Genomic DNA, 16,177 nt, shown 5'->3' with positions numbered 1-16,177 from the left:
GACACCCTCGGCCTGGTGCAGGAGTACAACGCCCTGCGCACGGCGTGGATACAGGCCCGCCAGCAATGGCTCGAGGACCCACTGCGGGCCTACCAGCATCAGACCTCGCAGATCCTGCTGGCGATCCGCGCCCTGCAGCGGGACTGGGCGCAGGCACGAACCCCGTCCTTCGAGCCAACCACGGGGGATGGGCCGCCGGTGTTTGTCGACCCCGCGATTGAACGCCAGCGCGTCATCGACCAGCAGGCGACCGAGGCCGACCAGGACCTGGAGCAACGCTACGACGAAGCCGCTCGCGCCCGTTTTCAACAGACCTACGAGCAACAGTTAAAAGGCTATCAACGCTACATCGACCAGAGCGCCGACGCCTATGCCGCGGCCTGTCGCACCTCACCTTTCAACTGCATTGAACAGCATGACTACGACGGTGACGACCCCGCCTCCGGACGGGACTACACCACGACCATGGCGCTGTGCCTGCGTGGTGGGATCAGCGAAGCCGCCGCGCAGACTGGTGATGAGATCGGTCCCAGCGCCCAGCTGTGGCGAGTCTGGTTGAACGATCCACAGAGCCCGATCTACCGCGCCCTGTTGTTGCGCGACAAGTCGCTGCTGGCCAGCCTGCTGCCCGCGTTCGAGGTCAACGGCACCATCGCCTGGAACGACAGCGAACGGTTCTACGCCGCCTTGATCAAGTTCATGGCCAGCGACGAGGCCGAGCACCTGATCCGCCCGCACCTGAAGGCGATCATGGCCGACCTCCTCGGTGCCCTGAATGCCGCCAGCGCCCGCCTGCAGCCGGTCGTCAGCCCCGCCGTAGCGCGCGTGGTCTCGCGCCTGAACAGCGCCAGCCAACTGCTGCACAACCGCCTGCACCTGACCGAACTCCAGGTGCCGATGAAGCTCAGCGAGTATTACGCGCTGCAGTCGGAGCACTTGCGCACCCTGCAACGTAACGCCGGGGCCGCCATCGACCGCACCTGGGACAGCATCCGCGATGAACTGGGAGAAGTGGATTACGAAGCGCGCAAGGTCCGCCGCACAGTCCGACCGCTGATCCAGAACGGCTTGCTCAGCCTGGCACTGCTCGACCCGAAACTGGCCGCGCTGAGCATCACCGTGAGCATCTGGATCGAAGGCAAGGCCGATGGCCTGCTGCGCGATACCGAGCGCGGTAGGGATCCACTGGCTAAAGACGCGCACTTGGCACAGATCGATGTCGCGGTCGGGGCCGGCACCCTCGATCCACACGCGCGCAAGGCACTGCAGAGTTTCAAGGTGTCTTCGCAACAGGCCGCCCACTGGGTGCGCAGCGGCTTCACCGGACTGCGCGGGGCCGCCAGCGGCGACATGCTGCTGGCACTCGGCGGGATGTACCTGCTCAGCGATTCGTTGAACAAGAACCTCAGGGAAGCGGAACGGGTGATCGGGGACAAGGCGCTGGAGGCCAGGTTGGCGTTGTATGGCAGCAGCCTGGGGGTGTTGGGGGGTGGCGCGGAACTGGTGGGGAGTGCATTGGTGGGAGGGGCGAATCGGGTGCTGACGAATCGGGCGTTGTCTGTACGAGGCGTGGCGACGGTCAAGTCGACGGTGGGTGCTGGGCATATGCTGGCGAGAGCCGGGGCGGTGATTGGTGCTGCTGCGGGTCTATTTGAAGCAATACAAGCTGGCGTCGCTGTCAATCGTACCAGGCAGAGCGGTGACGCCTCGGCTGCGGTTGGATATGGGTTTTCTACGGTGCTTTCAGTAGGCGGAGCGGTCTTGGGTACTTACGCCGCAGCTTCAGGAGCAACAGCACTCCTAGGCCCCTTGGGTATCGCCATGGTATTGGGTTTTCTGGCCTACGGCTTTTATCAGTGGGCCCAAAGAAAGGAGTCGAGCCCCTTTGAACAATGGGCAAAACGCTGCTATTTCGGTCTTGCAAACGAAACACCCAAGGTTCATTGGCAACGACCGGATCAAGCCCACATCGCCATTGCCGAGCTCAATGCTGCGACACTGGGCCTTGAGGCAGGCGTCAATTTCCGACTACGAATGACCGGCCTCAGTTCCCCGGACTATGGCGGTCCCATCGCAGGCGTGAGCGCCCCGGTCTATGAACAATGCCTGGAGTACCGGCTGTCCCTGCCGTACTTCGACGCCACTCGCTCTGCTTACCGCTGGACCCTGACGATCCATCGCCATGGCGACGGACCTGCCACGCAGTACATCCGCGGAGAAGTCGTGGTGGGAGGTGAGTTAAATCCCCCCGCCATTACCACCTCTGCCAGCGAACGTCGCGCCGCGCTGGCAATCTCTACACCTCCCAAAAAGCCCGACTACCGAGCAAACAGCACCACCCCCCGCGTGACCATCCGCACCGTCCACATGACCGATGGCAGCTCCACACAGTTGAAAGACATCCAGGGGGCGATTGTCCTCTTGCTCGAGGCTCGGCACTACAACATCGAAGGCGCGACCTTGTCATTGACTTACTGGCCCGACCGCGAGGTACAGGAAGCTTACGCAGAGCTGACCATGGTGGACTTCCAATGATCGCCCAACCCCATCACAACCCATCTTTCTGGAATTAAGCTATGGCATACACCGCTCCCTTACTCGACGAGCCTACGCCTGGTTGGAAACACGACTTGCCAGGGCCTAACCACCCACCCTCCGTTGAGCCCTATCCACCCGTACTGTCGAACCCACCCAACTATATCGACGACATCTATCTGGAGTTACCCCGATCGACGCTCAGAATGCGAGGTGTGGGTGTTTGGGTTGCTATGATTCTTTGCTTGATATCCACTCTCATACCCTTCGGATTGATTGCCTTTATAGTTAAGGAGGGCAACTTACCTCCCTTCGTTCTCAACTTCTTCGGATTCATCATATTCAACACACTTCTCTGGACAGGAGTGTACATATGGCGAATGGATACTGAAGCCCCGCGCAATGAGCCCATCCGCTTTAATCGCCTGCGGCGAAAAATCTATGTCTATCGCTTCCAGCATGATGGGGGAAAGCCCTTCAGCCGCAGTGCCTGGGGCGTACGCCCGGTAGCCTATGACTGGGATGACCTGCACGCCGAAGCCTGCAGTGTCTACGGCCCCATGGGTACCGGAGGATTCATTGAGACCGTCACGCTGGCCGTTCTCAAACCCGGCACCCACGAGGTCATCGATCGCTTTCTATTCGCCCACGAAATCCAGCAAGGCGAGATGTACTGGGCCATGGCCCAGCTCTTCATGCAGCAAGGTCCGCATGCCCTGCCGACCTTCCCCTACCCGCCCCGCGACTGGAACAACGAGGACGTGAGCTTCAACCTCGCCCGACGCCTCGCCCCCAAAGTGCAGTGGCCTGCTGAGATGGACCTGGAGTCACGGACGGCGCCATGAGCGGAGGCGAATTAAATCCCCCCGCCATTACCACCTCAGCCAGCGAACGTCACGCGGTGCTGGCAACCTCTCCTCCCCCAAAAAAGCCCAACTATCGAGCAAACAGCACCACGCCTCGCGTGACCATCCGCACCGTCCACATGACCGATGGCAGCTCCACACAGGTGAAAGACATCCAGGGGGCGATTGTCCTGTTGCTCGAGACTCGGCACTACAACATCGAAGGCGCCAGCTTGTCATTGACCTACTGGCCCGACCGCGAGGTACAGGAAGCTTACGCAGAGCTGACCATGGTGGACTTCCAATGATCGCCCAAACCCATCACAACCCATCTTTCTGGAATTAAGCGATGGCATACACTGCTCCCTTACTCGACAAGCCGGCGCCCGGCTGGAAACACGACTTGCCAGGGCCCAACCACCCACCCTCCGTTGTGCCCTATCCACCGGTACTGCCGAATCCGCCCAACTATGTGGACGACATCTATCTGGAGTTACCCCGATCGACGCTCAGAATGCGAGGTGTGGGGGTTTGGACTGCATTGGGTCTTTTCTTGCTTTCCTCCGGAACTCCCTTTATTTGGATTGCCTTTATTGTAAAAGAAAGTAGCTTGCCACCTCTCGCCCCAAGCATCGCCCTACTTATCGCATTCACTGTAAATCTTTGGGGCGCAGTGTATATGTGGCGAATGGATACTGAAGCCCCGCGCAATGAGCCCATCCGCTTCAATCGCCTGCGGCGCAAAGTCTATGTCTATCGCTTCCACCATGACGGGGGAAAACCCTTCAGCCGCAGTGCCTGGGGGGTACGCCCGGTAGCTTATGACTGGGATGATCTGCACGCCGAAGCCTGTGGCGTGTACGGTCCCATGGGTACGGGCGGTTCGATCCAGACCGTCACCTTGGCCGCTCTCAAACCCGGCACCCACGAAGTTATCGATCGCTTTCTGTTCGCCCACGAAATCCATCGAGGCGAGATGTACTGGGCCATGGCCCAGCTCTTCATGCAGCAAGGTCCGCACGCCCTGCCGACCTTCCCCTACCCGCCCCGCGACTGGAACAACGAGGACGTGAGCTTCAACCTCGCCCGACGCCTCGCCCCCAAAGTGATGTGGCCAGCAGAGATGGACCTGGAGTCTCGGACAGCACCATGAGAGGAGGCGAGTTAAATCCCCCCGCCATTGCCACCTCAGCCAGCGAACGTCGCGCCGCGCTGGCAACCTCTACACCTCCCAAAAAGCCCGACTACCGAGCAAACAGCACCACGCCCAACGTGACCATCCGCACCGTCCACATGACCGATGGCCGCTCAACGCAGGTGAAAGACATCCAGGGGGCGGTTGTCCTCCTGCTCGAGGCTCGGAACTACAACATAGAAGGCGCGACGTTGTCATTGACCTACTGGCCCGACCGCGAGGTACAGGAGGCTTACGCAGAGCTGACCATGGTGGACTTCCAATGATCGCCCAACCCCATCACAACCCATCTTTCTGGAATTAAGCGATGGCATACACCGCTCCCTTACTCGACAACCCGGCTCCTGGCTGGAAGCACGATCTTTCAGGTCCCAACCAGCCACCATCAAGGACACCATATCCCCCCGTACTCCCAAACCCTCCTAATCACGTTGATGAGGTGTACCTCGAGCTAGCATGTTCCACCATGAGTATTCGCGGGGTTGGTTTTTGGGGTTCGGTATTTATATTTGCAATAACTGCTTACTTTGTATTCTTAATGACTGTGATCGCGGTTAGCTCCCATTTTCCTCTCCCTTTAGGAATCAGCATCGCAGGGTTAGCTACGATTGGCATTGGCATCTGGCTTGGGACATATCTCTATCGTATAGATGTCGAGGCCCCGCGCGATGAACCCATTCGTTTCAATCGTCTGCGTCGCAAAATCTACGTTTATCGATTCCGACATGACGGACTTCTCCCCTTCAGCCGTAGCGCTTGGGGCGTACGACCTGCCGTTTATGACTGGGATGATTTGCATGCCGAAGCTTGCAGGTTGTACGTCCCTGGTACCGCACTCGTTGAAAACGTTACGCTTACCATCCTCAAACCGGGCACAACAGAAGTGCTGGATCGTTTTCAGTTCGCTCACGGAATCCAGCAAGGCGAGATGTACTGGGCCATGGCCCAGCTCTTCATGCAGCAAGGTCCGCATGCCCTGCCGACCTTCCCCTACCCGCCCCGCGACTGGAACAACGAGGACGTGAGCTTCAACCTCGCCCGACGCCTCGCCCCCAAAGTGCAGTGGCCTGCTGAGATGGACCTGGAATCTCGGACAGCACCATAACCATCCCCAGAGAGCCTCTGGCCCAACGCTGTGCGTTGCGGTTTTTCCGGGTGCGGGTTACGCGAAAATCCTGACGCCTCCATAAAAACGCGACAGTCGACTGTCGCGTTTTCTCTTGCCGTTCGCTGTTACACAGTCGGCAGCGTCGGCGCCAGTACCCCTTGGCGCTTGCGATGGACCAGGAAGTACGCGCCATAGCACAGGGCGATAAAGCCGAAGCCCCAGTACAGTGATGGGCGCTGGGTTTCATCCAGGGCCAGGAACACGAACAGTGAGCAGCACAGGCCGATGCACAGCAGCGGCAGCACCGGGAACCACGGGGCGCGGTACTTCAGGTCGCTGAGTTTGCCGCCGTCACGCAGGTAGGCTTTACGGAACTTGTACTGCGCCAGGGCGATGACGATCCAGGTCACGGTGCCCGACATGCCGCTCACCGCCATCAGCACCATGAACAAGGTGTCGGCGGCCACGAAGCTGGTCATCAGCGACACCAGGGCAAAGCACAGGGTGATGCTCAGTGCCCGCAACGGCACGCCACGCTTGCTCAACGGCGACAGGCTCTTGGGCGCCATGCCGGTTTTTGACATCGCCCACAGGATGCGGGTCGAGGCGTACAGGCCGGAGTTACCGACGGAGAGGATCGCCGTCAGGATCACGAAGTTCATCAGGTCAGCGGCATAGGGAATACCGACCATGTCGAACACCTGCACGAACGGACTTTCCATCAGGCCTGCCTGCTGCCATGGCACGATGGCCGACAGCACCACGATCGCCAGCACGTAGAAAATCAGCACGCGGAATACCACGTTGCGCACGGCACGGGGAATGCTCTTTTCCGGCTGGTCGGTTTCACCGGCCGCCACCCCCATGATCTCGCAGCCCTGGAACGCATAGACCACGGTCATCATCACCGCGAACACCGCCGACAGGCCATTGGGAAACAGCGAGTCGCCAATCAGGTTGCTCGTCATCGGTGCCGGTGCACCGCTGGTCAACGGGATGGCGCCGAAAATCACCAGCACGCCCACCACGATGAAACCGAGAATTGCCGCTACCTTGATCCCCGAGAACCAGTATTCGGCCTCACCGAAGGCACGGGTCGCCAGGGCATTGAGGCCGAACAGCACCACCACGAACAATGCCGACCAGTACCAGATCGGCACCTCCGGGAACCAGCGCACCATCAGCATGCCGGCTGCGGTGAACTCCAGGCCCACGGTGGTGGCCCAACTCATCCAGTACACCCAGCCGATCATGAAGCCGGTAGCGGGCCCGATGAACTTGGTGGCGTGGGTCTGGAACGAACCCGACACCGGCATCTGTACCGACAGTTCGCCCAGGCAGACCATCACCAGGTACATCAGGAAACCGGCCACCAGGTACGCCAGGATCGCCCCCACCGGGCCGCCCTGGTTGATGGTCACGCCCGAGCCCATGAACAGCCCGGTGCCGATCACGCCGCCCAGCGACAGCATGAAAATGTGCCGGCTTTTCAGGGCGCGGGTCAGGTGAATGCCTGTGCGTTCGATAGATTCGCTCATGTCGGCACCTCAGCGGTCAGTGAGAGGCGCGGCGCACGACAGGAGGTCATGGCGCAAGGAAGGATCAGCTTTACGGCAGTTCATTATTATTATCTCCAATAAGCTTCGAAGACCGCGCTTGCAGCGGTTGGGTCGATTATTGGAAAGCCATGTAAGTTCGCGTTGACCTTAAGGATCGAAGTTGTAGAAAGTCGTAACAATCTTGTACGTCAGCTCTGCAACAGGCCTTCGAGCGTCTGGAGCGAACGCTGCAACTGCTCATCGACCCGGGGGGACAACGCCTGGATCGCCGATTCATCGTTGGCCAGTGCCGCCTCTTCCAATGCCCGCAGCACCGTGGCCAAGGCGCGGAACCCTAGAGAGTCGCTGCTGCCGGCCAGGCGATGGGCCAGGTGAGCGACTTCGGTACAGTCGTCAGCCCCGATGGCTTCGCTCAGTGCTTGACGATGTTGAGTGATCGATTCGCGCAGTATGGCCAGCAACCCCTGGACCTTCTGCTCGCCCAGCAAGGTGCGGTGGGTGTGCAGCAACGGCCAGTCCATGGCCTCGTCATCCTGCTCGGGCTGGGGTGCTGGCGCCTGACCGGCCAGGGCCTGGCGCAGGCTGTCGAGTTTCAGCGGTTTGGCCAGGATACCGTCCATGCCGGCATCCAGGTAACCGCGCACCAGTGCCGGCTGCACGCTGGCGGTCAGGGCGAAAATCCGCGTATGACGGTTCGGGCCGGCGCCGCCGCGGATCTGTCTGCACAACTCCACACCGCTGATCCCCGGCAGGTGCACGTCCAGCAGGATCAAGTCGAAGGCCTGCCCGGCGCACTGCGTCAGCGCCTGTTGACCCTCTTCGGCGAGCCAGACCTGATGCCCGTCCCGTTGCAGCAAGCCGCTGACCACTTCACGGTTGAGCGCCACATCCTCGACCACCAGAATCTTCAGTGGCTGCGTCGGCGCATGGCTGACCACGGCATCGACCCCGGCACTTGCCGGCTGCAACGTCAGTTCGAACCAGAAACAACTGCCGCGCCCGGGTTGACTGTCGACGCCAATGACCCCGCCCATCTTCTCCACCAGATGTTTACAGATGGCCAGGCCCAGCCCGGTGCCACCGAAGCGTTGCGCCACCTCTTCACTGGCCTGGGTGAAGCGCTCGAAAATTTTCGCCTGCATGGCCGGGGCAATCCCGATGCCATTGTCCGTGACGCTGACCCGCAACCGTTGCCCGATCCGGTCGGGGGCTTGCGCCAGTTGCAGCACGACGACGCTGACCTGCCCGCCTTCGGTGAACTTGATCGCGTTGGCCAGCAGGTTGCTCAGTACCTGGCGCAAGAACTGCTCGGCACCGTGGTGTCGCGGCTCCACCAACGGATCAATCAGGCAGTGCAGCGTGGTGTCGTTGGCCAACGCCCGGGGTTCCAGCAAGGTCAGCACCTCGTCAAGCAACTGGCGAACCGAAAAATCCACCCGTTCCAGGGGGCTTTCGCCCTCCTCCAGCCTGGCGAAATACAGCACTTCATTGAGGATGGTCAGCAACCCCTCACCGGCCTTGTACAGAGCGTCCAGGCGCTTGCTGTCGCGCGCGTCCAGGTCGGCGCCACGCAGCAATTGCGCCATGCCGAGGATGCCATTGAGTGGTGTGCGCAACTCGTGGCTCATGGTCGCCAGGAACCGCGACTTGGCGAGGTTGGCCGCCTCGGCCTCGTCCTTGGCGCGCATCAGGCTGGCGGTGCGCCGCTCGACCATGCGCAGCAGTTCATCACGATTGTCCTGCAGGGCCAGGCGGTCGGATTCGCGCCGGTCAATGTCACTGAGGATGGCCCGGCGCATGTCGTCCAGAGCATGGGCCACGGTATCGATTTCGTCCGGCGCGGCGCTACGGCTCTTGTCCAGGTGCAACGGCTCGTGCCACTCGCCCGCGGCGATGCGGCGAGCGAACCCGGCCATCACTTGCAGGTGGCGGGTCACCAACCGATAGAACAAGCCGGACAGCGCCACCGCCAGGCCGCACAGGAACACGCTCATCCACAGCAGGCTGGTCAAGCCGGTGGCATACAGCCGTTGATACACCGCCCCCAGGTCGGTACTGACCTCCAGTTCGCCCAGATGCCGCCGGGGCCCCGATGGTGGTTGGTAATCCAGTTCGAACCGCTCGATACGCAATGGCCCGACCGGGGCCGGGTTGCCTTGCAACAGGTCGAAGTCGGGGCTGCTCAGGCGTACCCGCGCCACATCGGAGAAATCCACCAGGCCGCGCAATTGCACGTTCAACTGTTCCTGGTTCAGGTCCCACAGGCTGCGTTCAAGACTGGCCAGATAGCCGGCGCGAATCAGCTCCATGCGCGAATCGATGTCGCGCATTTCCCGGCGGTACTCGATGTACAGCTGCACGGTGCTGGCAAGCACGGTAAAGCACAGACTGAACAACAGAATGAACAGCAACAGGCGCCGCAACAGTCCACCGGGCCGGGCGCGAATCATGGCGAATCCGCCGGCAGGTTGACCATGTCGCGGTAGGTGACTTCGCTTTCGTTGAGCCAGCGCTCGATATCCCCGGCGTCCACCATGCGTTGCAACTGCGCATTGATCTGCGGCATACGGCTGGCCAGCGGTGACCGGCGCGAGACCGCGACCCGCAGGTAATCCACGCTCAAGGCGTTGGGCAAGGCGACGATGTCTTGCGCTCCCGGCAGGTGCTCTACATATAGCTGCCCGGTGCGACGTTCCTGGGTGATGAAATCGATGCGCCCGCGAATCAGCTTGCCGAAGTTCTGCCCGCTGTCGGAGACCCATTCGATGTTGTTGTACCGGGCCACCATTTGGTCGAAATCCACACCATAGCTTTCACCGAACAACAGTCCGCCACGGTAGTGGGCCAGGTCTTCCAGCCGCTCGAACTTGACCGGGTGCTGACGATTGATGAACAACGCCACCTCCTCGCGCAACACCGGCACCGTGGAAAACAGCATGCTTTGCTCGCGTTGCGCGGTGCTGTAGGCCAGCACCACATCAACCCGACCTTCGGCGGCGTCCAGCAGGCAGCGCTTCCAGTTGCCCAGCACCACGATCTCGACGTCGTAGCCCAACTGGCCGAACAGGTGCTTCACCACGCTCGGCGCCAGGCCGCGCACCTGCTTGCCGTCACTCCAGGAAATCGGCGGATAGACCGGGTAATCGCAGTAGCGCACTTTTTCAGCAGCCAGCGCGCTGCCGGCGACCAGCGCCAGCAGCAACCCGAACAACCGCCCCATAAGGGTCAGGCCGCCACGCTGGCGGTGAACAGGTACCCGGCGCCGTGGATGGTGATGATCAGCTGCGGCTCGGCCGGGTCGTCATGCAACTTGCGCCGCAAGCGTCCCACCAGGACGTCGATGGAGCGGTCAGTCGGCACCCACTCGCGGTTGCGGATCTGGTCCATCAACTGGTCACGGCTCAAGGTGTGGCCACTGTTGCGCAGGAACACGCTGAGCAACTGGTACTCGCCATGGGTCAACAGGGTTTCACTGCCGGCCTGGTCAATCAGCCGACGGCGGTCGGTGTCCAGGGACCAGGCCGCGAATTGCTTGACCGGCCGCGGGACTGTCGCCACGGGCTGCGGCGTCTGTGCATGACGCACCCGGCGTATCAGGTTTTTCGCCCGGGACACCAGTTCACGAGGGTTCAGGGGTTTGATCACATAGTCATCGGCACCGCATTCCAGGCCGACGATGCGGTCGATTTCATCATTGCGTCCGGTGATCAGGATGATCCCGACTTCCGAACGCACCCGCAGCTCCCGGGTCAGGGTCAGGCCGTCCTTGCCCGGCAGGCGGATATCGAGCATCACCAGGTCCACCGCCTGGCTCGCCAGGAAGGTTTCGGCCAGCTCCGCCGTGGCGGCGCAATGGACGTCGTAGCCTTCCTGCGACAGGTAGGCCTGCAGCAGTTCGCGAATCAGCGGATCGTCATCGACGATCAGTACCCGAGGAGTCATCGCTTGGTGTCCTGCGTATGCCCGAAGGCGTGTTTCTTATTAGAGTATTCGACTGCATTGACGCCAGAGAGTATCCACTGCTGAACAAGTGATCAACAGCTGCTTGTCTGCAAACAGAAGCGGCGGCGCCCCCCGGCTTGCAAACCGTCGACCCAGGCTTCGCAAATCTGCAGGCCCTGCTGCGGGCTGAAGGTCCCGGGGTTGAGGCCCGACTCCAGCCACAGGCCATCGAGCAAGGCACTGAGGCCGATGGCGGCCAGGTCCGCGTCGAAGTTTTCCCAGCCTTCTTCCTGTGCCAGTTCCGACAACACCTTGCGCAAGATACTGCGGTACTCGGCGTAAGAGTGTTCGTGGACCTGATTGATCGCCTCGGCGGTTTTCACCGCTCCCCAGAACGCCAGCCAGGCGTCGATCAGTTGCGGATCGAGCAGTTCGGCGGAAAACGAGCCGCGAAAAAACGCCGACAAGCGTTCACGGGCGTTGGGGGCGGCCTGTTCGATGGCGTCCCGCAACAGGGACATGACCCGCCCGGTAATCGCCAGGTAGGCCTCGGCCACCAGTTCGTCCTTGCCGGAGTAGTGATGGCTGATCAGCCCCACGGAAACCCCGGCCTCGGCGCAGATCTTGCGGATCGACGCGCCCTGGAAGCCGTGGCGCTTGAGGCAGACCAGCGTTGCCTCGATCAGGTTGGCCTTGCGCAACTCCGGTTCCATACGGGAAAAACGGGCTTCCTGACTCATGGGCAACACTCTCCTTGGCGGGTTCATTAGCGGCTCACGCTGACACCTGATGAGCTGAACGACTGTACAGCAAGAGCGTGCACAGTCTCCAGTGCCAGGTATCCGGATGGCCTGCGCAGCCCATTCAGTCGCGATAATCCGGTGCCACCCGATCGAGCAGGCGCAGCAGCGCCGCCCAGGCCAGTTGCATGGCATCGGGGTCGCTCAATTCACCGTCCTCCAGTGGCCGGCCCGGGTCGTTGAACTGGCGCTCGGTGTGTGCGCACACTTCGTGCGGCGGCAACACCAGTTCACCGCAGGCCTGGGCGGCGAGTTGAATCTCGCAGGCCTTTTCCAGGTAGTACATGCGCAAGAAGGCCTGGCTCACCGTTTCGCCGACGGTCAGCAGGCCATGGTTACGCAACATCAACACCGGCTTGTCGCCCATGTCATGGACCAGACGCTGCTGCTCACTCATGTCCAGCGCTACGCCTTCATAGTCGTGGTAGGCAACCCGGCCGTAGAACTCCATGGAAATCTGGTTCACCGGCAACAGCCCACACTTCAGGGCCGCCACCGCGCAGCCGGCCCGGGTGTGAGTGTGCAACACGCATTGCGCCTCTTCGCGGGCCGCGTGCAGGGCACTGTGGATCACGAAGCCTGCCGGATTGACCGGGTAAGGACTGGCTTCGACCGGCCGTCCGTCCAGGTCGATCTTCACCAGGCTGGACGCGGTGATCTCGTCGAACATCAGCCCGTAGGGGTTGATCAGGAAGTGATGCTCGGGCCCCGGCAGGCGCACCGAGATGTGGGTGAAGATCAGATCGGTCATGCGAAAGTGCGCGATCAATCGATAACAGGCGGCCAGTTCCTCCCGCAGGCGCTGCTCAGTGGCGCTGCGTTCAAGGGCATGGGTAGCGATCTCATTCATTGTTGTGATTCTCCAGGCTGATCGGCCGGGCACACGGTAAGGCTGGACGCTGAGCAACGTCCAGCCCCAAGGATTACTTGCTGGCCCAGGCGTTGAAGCGTTCTTCCAGCTCTTCGCCATGGTCGACCCAGAACGCCACGTCCATTGACAGCGCCCCCTTCAGGTTCTGCGGTGCGGTGGGCACCCATTGCGCGAGCGTGTCATCCAGCCGCGCCGCGGCCTGGGTATTGGTCGGCCCGTAGGGGATCTGCTGCACATACTTGACCTGCGCCTCTGGCTGGTTGGCAAAGGCAATGAAGCGCTTGGCCTGATCGACATGCCTGGAGCCCTTGATGATCGCCCAGTAATCCATGCCATACAGGCTGCCCGGCCAGACCAGCCCCAGGTGGCTGCCGTTTTGCGCCGCAGCGGCAACCCGGCCACTGTAGGTCGAGGTCATCACCACATCGCCGGCCGTCAGCCATTGCGCCGGTTGCGCCCCAGCTTCCCACCACTGAATATAGGGCTTGAGCTGCGTGAGTTTGGCGAAGGCGCGGTCCACCCCTTGCGGGGTGCCGAGCACCGAATAGACGTCCTCGACCTTGACCCCGTCGGCCAGCAAGGCGAATTCCAGGTTGTACACCGCACGCTTGCGCAACCCGCGTTTACCGGGGATTTTCTGCACGTCCCAGAAGTCGGCCCATGAGGTCGGGGCCCGGGCCAGTTTGTCGGTGTCGTAGGCAATCGCCACGCTCCACACCAACGCGGCGGAACCGCAGTCCTGCGCGGCATCGGGGATCAACTGCTCGGCGTGGCCCAGGCGTGTCCAGTCCAGGCGCTCGTACATGCCCTCCTCGCAACCGCGCATCAGGTCAGGGCCTTCGATCTGCACCACATCCCAGTCGACGTTACCCGTGTCGACCATTACCTTGATCCGGGCCATCTCGCCGTTGTATTCGCTCTGGATCAGCTTGCTTTGATCCACCGCGCTGAAGGGTTGGAAAAACGCCACATCCTGGGCTTTTTGTCCGGCTCCGCCGTAACCGACCACCACCATTTCCGGTCCTGCCTGAGCACTGCCCAGGCCTGCGGCCAGGGTCAACACCAAGGGATAAAAACCGTGCTTGAGCCTATTCGATTTCATCAGTGGTTCCTCGTGCGGGTGCCACCCGGACAGATGCCGGCCTGGCCCTTTTTATTGTTGTGAGGTTCGCCCCAGGTGCGGGCGCCAAATGAAACTACTGCAACCAATAGTAAAAAAACAAGTTGATTTTTTACTGAGGGTAAATTTCTATAGGCACATAATAACAACGCCGAAACCCCGGCCTTTCGGCTTCAGCCTGCCTGGAGTACCCGTACCATGCCGACCTCGTCCCCCGCCTTCGCCCATCTGTTCGAGCCCTTGCAGATCCGCGGCAAGCGCCTGAAAAACCGCATCATGTCCAGCGGTCATGACACCTCCATGCCCACCGACAACCTGGTCAACGAACAACTGATCGCCTATCACCGCGCACGCGCCGAAGGCGGTGTCGGGCTGATCGTGCTGCAAGTGGCCGGCGTCCACGACAGCGCGAGGTACACCTCCCATGTGCTGATGGCCACCGACGATGCCTGCATCGAGGGCTACCGGACGCTTGCGCAACACTGCCATGCCCACGGCACCCTGGTGCTGTCGCAGATTTTCCACCCGGGGCGGGAGATCATGGAATCCAGCGATGGCCTGCTGGCGGTGGCCTACTCGCCGTCGGCGGTGCCCAACGAGCGTTTTCGCGTCATGCCGCGCGCCCTGGACCAGGCCATGATCGACGAGATCGTCGCCGGGTATGGCGCGGCGGCCAGGCGCCTGCATCAGGCAGGGATCGATGGCGTGGAAGTGGTGGCCAGCCACGGCTACCTGCCCGCGCAATTCATCAACCCTCGGGTCAACCGACGCACCGATGGGTACAACGGCGATCTCGAACAGCGCCTGCGGTTTCTGCGCGAGGTCATCGCGGCGGTGCGGGCCAACACCGATGAACAGTTCATCATCGGCCTGCGCATCTCGGCCGACGAGCGCGACCCCGAAGGGCTGACCGAAGACGAATCGCTGGCGGCGGTGCAGTCACTGCAAACACAGCTCGATTACGTGCACATCGTCGCCGGTACTTCGGCCTCGCTGGGTGGCGCGGTGCACATCGTGCCGCCGATGGCGATCGAAGCGGCGTACCTGGCCAGGGAAGCCGGGACCTTCAAGGCCAGCCTGTCGATTCCGCTGTTTGTCACGGGACGGATCAACCAGCCCCAGGAAGCCGAGCTGATCCTGGCCCGGGGCCAGGCCGATGTCTGTGGCATGACCCGGGCACTGATCTGCGACCCGCAAATGCCCAACAAGACCAACGCCGGCCGCGCCGAAGACGTACGCGCCTGTATCGCCTGCAATCAGGCGTGCATCGGCCATTTCCACAAAGGGCTGCCGATTTCCTGCATCCAGCACCCGGAGACCGGGCGGGAGCTGATCTTCGGCCAGCGTCCAGCCGCCACCCGACGCAAGCGCATCCTGATTGCCGGCGGTGGTCCGGCCGGGATGAAAGCCGCTGCCGTGGCCGCCCAGCGCGGGCATGAAGTGACACTGTACGAGGCCAGTTCACAACTCGGCGGCCAGGTGCTGCTGGCGCAATTGCTGCCCCGGCGCGCCGAATTCGGTGGTGCCAGCACCAACCTGCAGCGGGAAATGGAACTGGCCGGTGTACGCGTGGTGCGCAATACCCGGGTCGACCGCGCCCTGGTGGAACGGGAAAAGCCGGACATGGTGATCCAGGCTACTGGTGCCGAGCCCTACTGGCCGGCGTTCGAGCGCGGTGGAGAGTTGCAAGTGGTGGACGCCTGGCAAGTGTTGCGCGGCGAGGTGCAAATCGGTCGTTCGGTAGTGGTGGTCGACTGGCGCTGCGACTGGATCGGGCCTGGCATCGCCGAGCGGCTGGTGCGCGCCGGGCATCAGGTCCAACTGGCGGTCAATGGTACCCATTGCGGGGAAAACCTGCCGTTGTATGTACGAGATCAACTGGCCGGCGAACTGCACAAGCTGGGCATCCCGATCACCCCCTATGCCCGGCTCTACGGCTGCGATGACAACACCGTGTACCTGCAACACACCGCTAGCGGCGAACCGATGCTGATGGAGAACATCGACACGCTGGTGTTGTGCCAGGGCCATCAGCCGGTGGACACCCTGGGCGCTGAACTCCAGGACCTGGTGGAGTTTCGCCGTATCGGCGATTGCCTGGCCCCGCGCACCGCCGAAGAAGCGATCTACGAAGGCTTGAAAGTCGCCTGGGAGCTTTAAGCCTGTTTATACTCCGGGACTTTTACGTACAGGCTTGAACGC

14 protein-coding genes are annotated in these 16,177 nt (G+C 61.7%); 7 read left to right on the top strand and 7 right to left on the bottom strand.

Annotated features, from left to right (window positions below; all coding sequences use genetic code 11):
• From AC3WQN_RS05750 to AC3WQN_RS05725, 6 genes are all read left to right on the top strand, one after another.
• The coding region (locus AC3WQN_RS05750) for a T6SS effector BTH_I2691 family protein (RefSeq protein ID WP_492606937.1) at positions 1 to 2,535 on the top strand (2,535 nt) is incomplete at its 5' end.
• 380 nt (positions 2,536 to 2,915) lie between these two features.
• Positions 2,916 to 3,380 carry a DUF6708 domain-containing protein gene (locus AC3WQN_RS05745; protein ID WP_103402410.1) on the top strand — a complete coding sequence of 155 codons (465 nt, stop codon included), beginning with the start codon at positions 2,916 to 2,918 and terminating at the stop codon, positions 3,378 to 3,380.
• Complete coding sequence (locus AC3WQN_RS05740) at positions 3,377 to 3,688, top strand: hypothetical protein (RefSeq protein WP_146038413.1); 312 nt, start codon at positions 3,377 to 3,379, stop codon at positions 3,686 to 3,688. Before AC3WQN_RS05745 ends, AC3WQN_RS05740 begins: the two co-directional genes overlap by 4 nt.
• Positions 3,689 to 4,068: 380 nt before the next feature.
• Complete coding sequence (locus AC3WQN_RS05735; RefSeq protein ID WP_103402426.1) at positions 4,069 to 4,533, top strand: DUF6708 domain-containing protein; 465 nt, start codon at positions 4,069 to 4,071, stop codon at positions 4,531 to 4,533.
• Positions 4,530 to 4,841 (top strand): hypothetical protein, encoded by a 312-nt coding sequence (locus tag AC3WQN_RS05730; protein WP_103402427.1) that lies wholly within the window; start codon positions 4,530 to 4,532, stop codon positions 4,839 to 4,841. Before AC3WQN_RS05735 ends, AC3WQN_RS05730 begins: the two co-directional genes overlap by 4 nt.
• A gap of 200 nt (positions 4,842 to 5,041) precedes the next feature.
• Positions 5,042 to 5,680 (top strand): DUF6708 domain-containing protein, encoded by a 639-nt coding sequence (locus AC3WQN_RS05725; protein ID WP_492589280.1) that lies wholly within the window; start codon positions 5,042 to 5,044, stop codon positions 5,678 to 5,680.
• A 128-nt stretch (positions 5,681 to 5,808) separates the two neighbouring features.
• Here AC3WQN_RS05725 and AC3WQN_RS05720 read toward each other — a convergent pair whose 3' ends face one another.
• The 7 genes from AC3WQN_RS05720 to AC3WQN_RS05690 all read right to left on the bottom strand — a co-directional run bounded on the left by AC3WQN_RS05720 (position 5,809) and on the right by AC3WQN_RS05690 (position 13,957).
• Complete coding sequence (locus AC3WQN_RS05720; protein WP_103399066.1) at positions 5,809 to 7,221, bottom strand: amino acid permease; 1,413 nt, start codon at positions 7,219 to 7,221, stop codon at positions 5,809 to 5,811.
• Positions 7,222 to 7,430: 209 nt separating this feature from the next.
• Positions 7,431 to 9,692 (bottom strand): ATP-binding protein, encoded by a 2,262-nt coding sequence (locus tag AC3WQN_RS05715; protein WP_103399065.1) that lies wholly within the window; start codon positions 9,690 to 9,692, stop codon positions 7,431 to 7,433.
• Entirely contained in the window at positions 9,689 to 10,462 is a 774-nt protein-coding gene (locus AC3WQN_RS05710; protein ID WP_103399064.1) for a substrate-binding periplasmic protein, read from the bottom strand. Before AC3WQN_RS05710 ends, AC3WQN_RS05715 begins: the two co-directional genes overlap by 4 nt.
• A gap of 5 nt (positions 10,463 to 10,467) precedes the next feature.
• Positions 10,468 to 11,184 carry a response regulator gene (locus AC3WQN_RS05705; protein WP_103399063.1) on the bottom strand — a complete coding sequence of 239 codons (717 nt, stop codon included), beginning with the start codon at positions 11,182 to 11,184 and terminating at the stop codon, positions 10,468 to 10,470.
• Between the two features lie 92 nt (positions 11,185 to 11,276).
• Positions 11,277 to 11,924 carry a TetR family transcriptional regulator C-terminal domain-containing protein gene (locus tag AC3WQN_RS05700; RefSeq protein WP_103399062.1) on the bottom strand — a complete coding sequence of 216 codons (648 nt, stop codon included), beginning with the start codon at positions 11,922 to 11,924 and terminating at the stop codon, positions 11,277 to 11,279.
• Positions 11,925 to 12,048: 124 nt separating this feature from the next.
• Positions 12,049 to 12,834 (bottom strand): class II aldolase/adducin family protein, encoded by a 786-nt coding sequence (locus AC3WQN_RS05695; RefSeq protein WP_103399061.1) that lies wholly within the window; start codon positions 12,832 to 12,834, stop codon positions 12,049 to 12,051.
• A 73-nt stretch (positions 12,835 to 12,907) separates the two neighbouring features.
• The gene (locus AC3WQN_RS05690; RefSeq protein ID WP_103399060.1) at positions 12,908 to 13,957 is read right to left on the bottom strand and encodes an ABC transporter substrate-binding protein; all 1,050 of its coding nucleotides are present in this window, start codon (positions 13,955 to 13,957) and stop codon (positions 12,908 to 12,910) included.
• A 216-nt stretch (positions 13,958 to 14,173) separates the two neighbouring features.
• Here AC3WQN_RS05690 and AC3WQN_RS05685 point away from each other — a divergent pair, with 216 nt between their 5' ends.
• On the top strand, positions 14,174 to 16,135 hold the full coding sequence (locus AC3WQN_RS05685) for an oxidoreductase (RefSeq protein ID WP_103399059.1): 1,962 nt from the start codon (positions 14,174 to 14,176) through the stop codon (positions 16,133 to 16,135).
• The last annotated feature ends 42 nt before the right edge of the window (positions 16,136 to 16,177 follow it).

The sequence above is a fragment of the Pseudomonas sp. FW300-N1A1 genome, from assembly GCF_058789115.1.
This window is presented reverse-complemented; position numbering and strand designations above follow the sequence as displayed.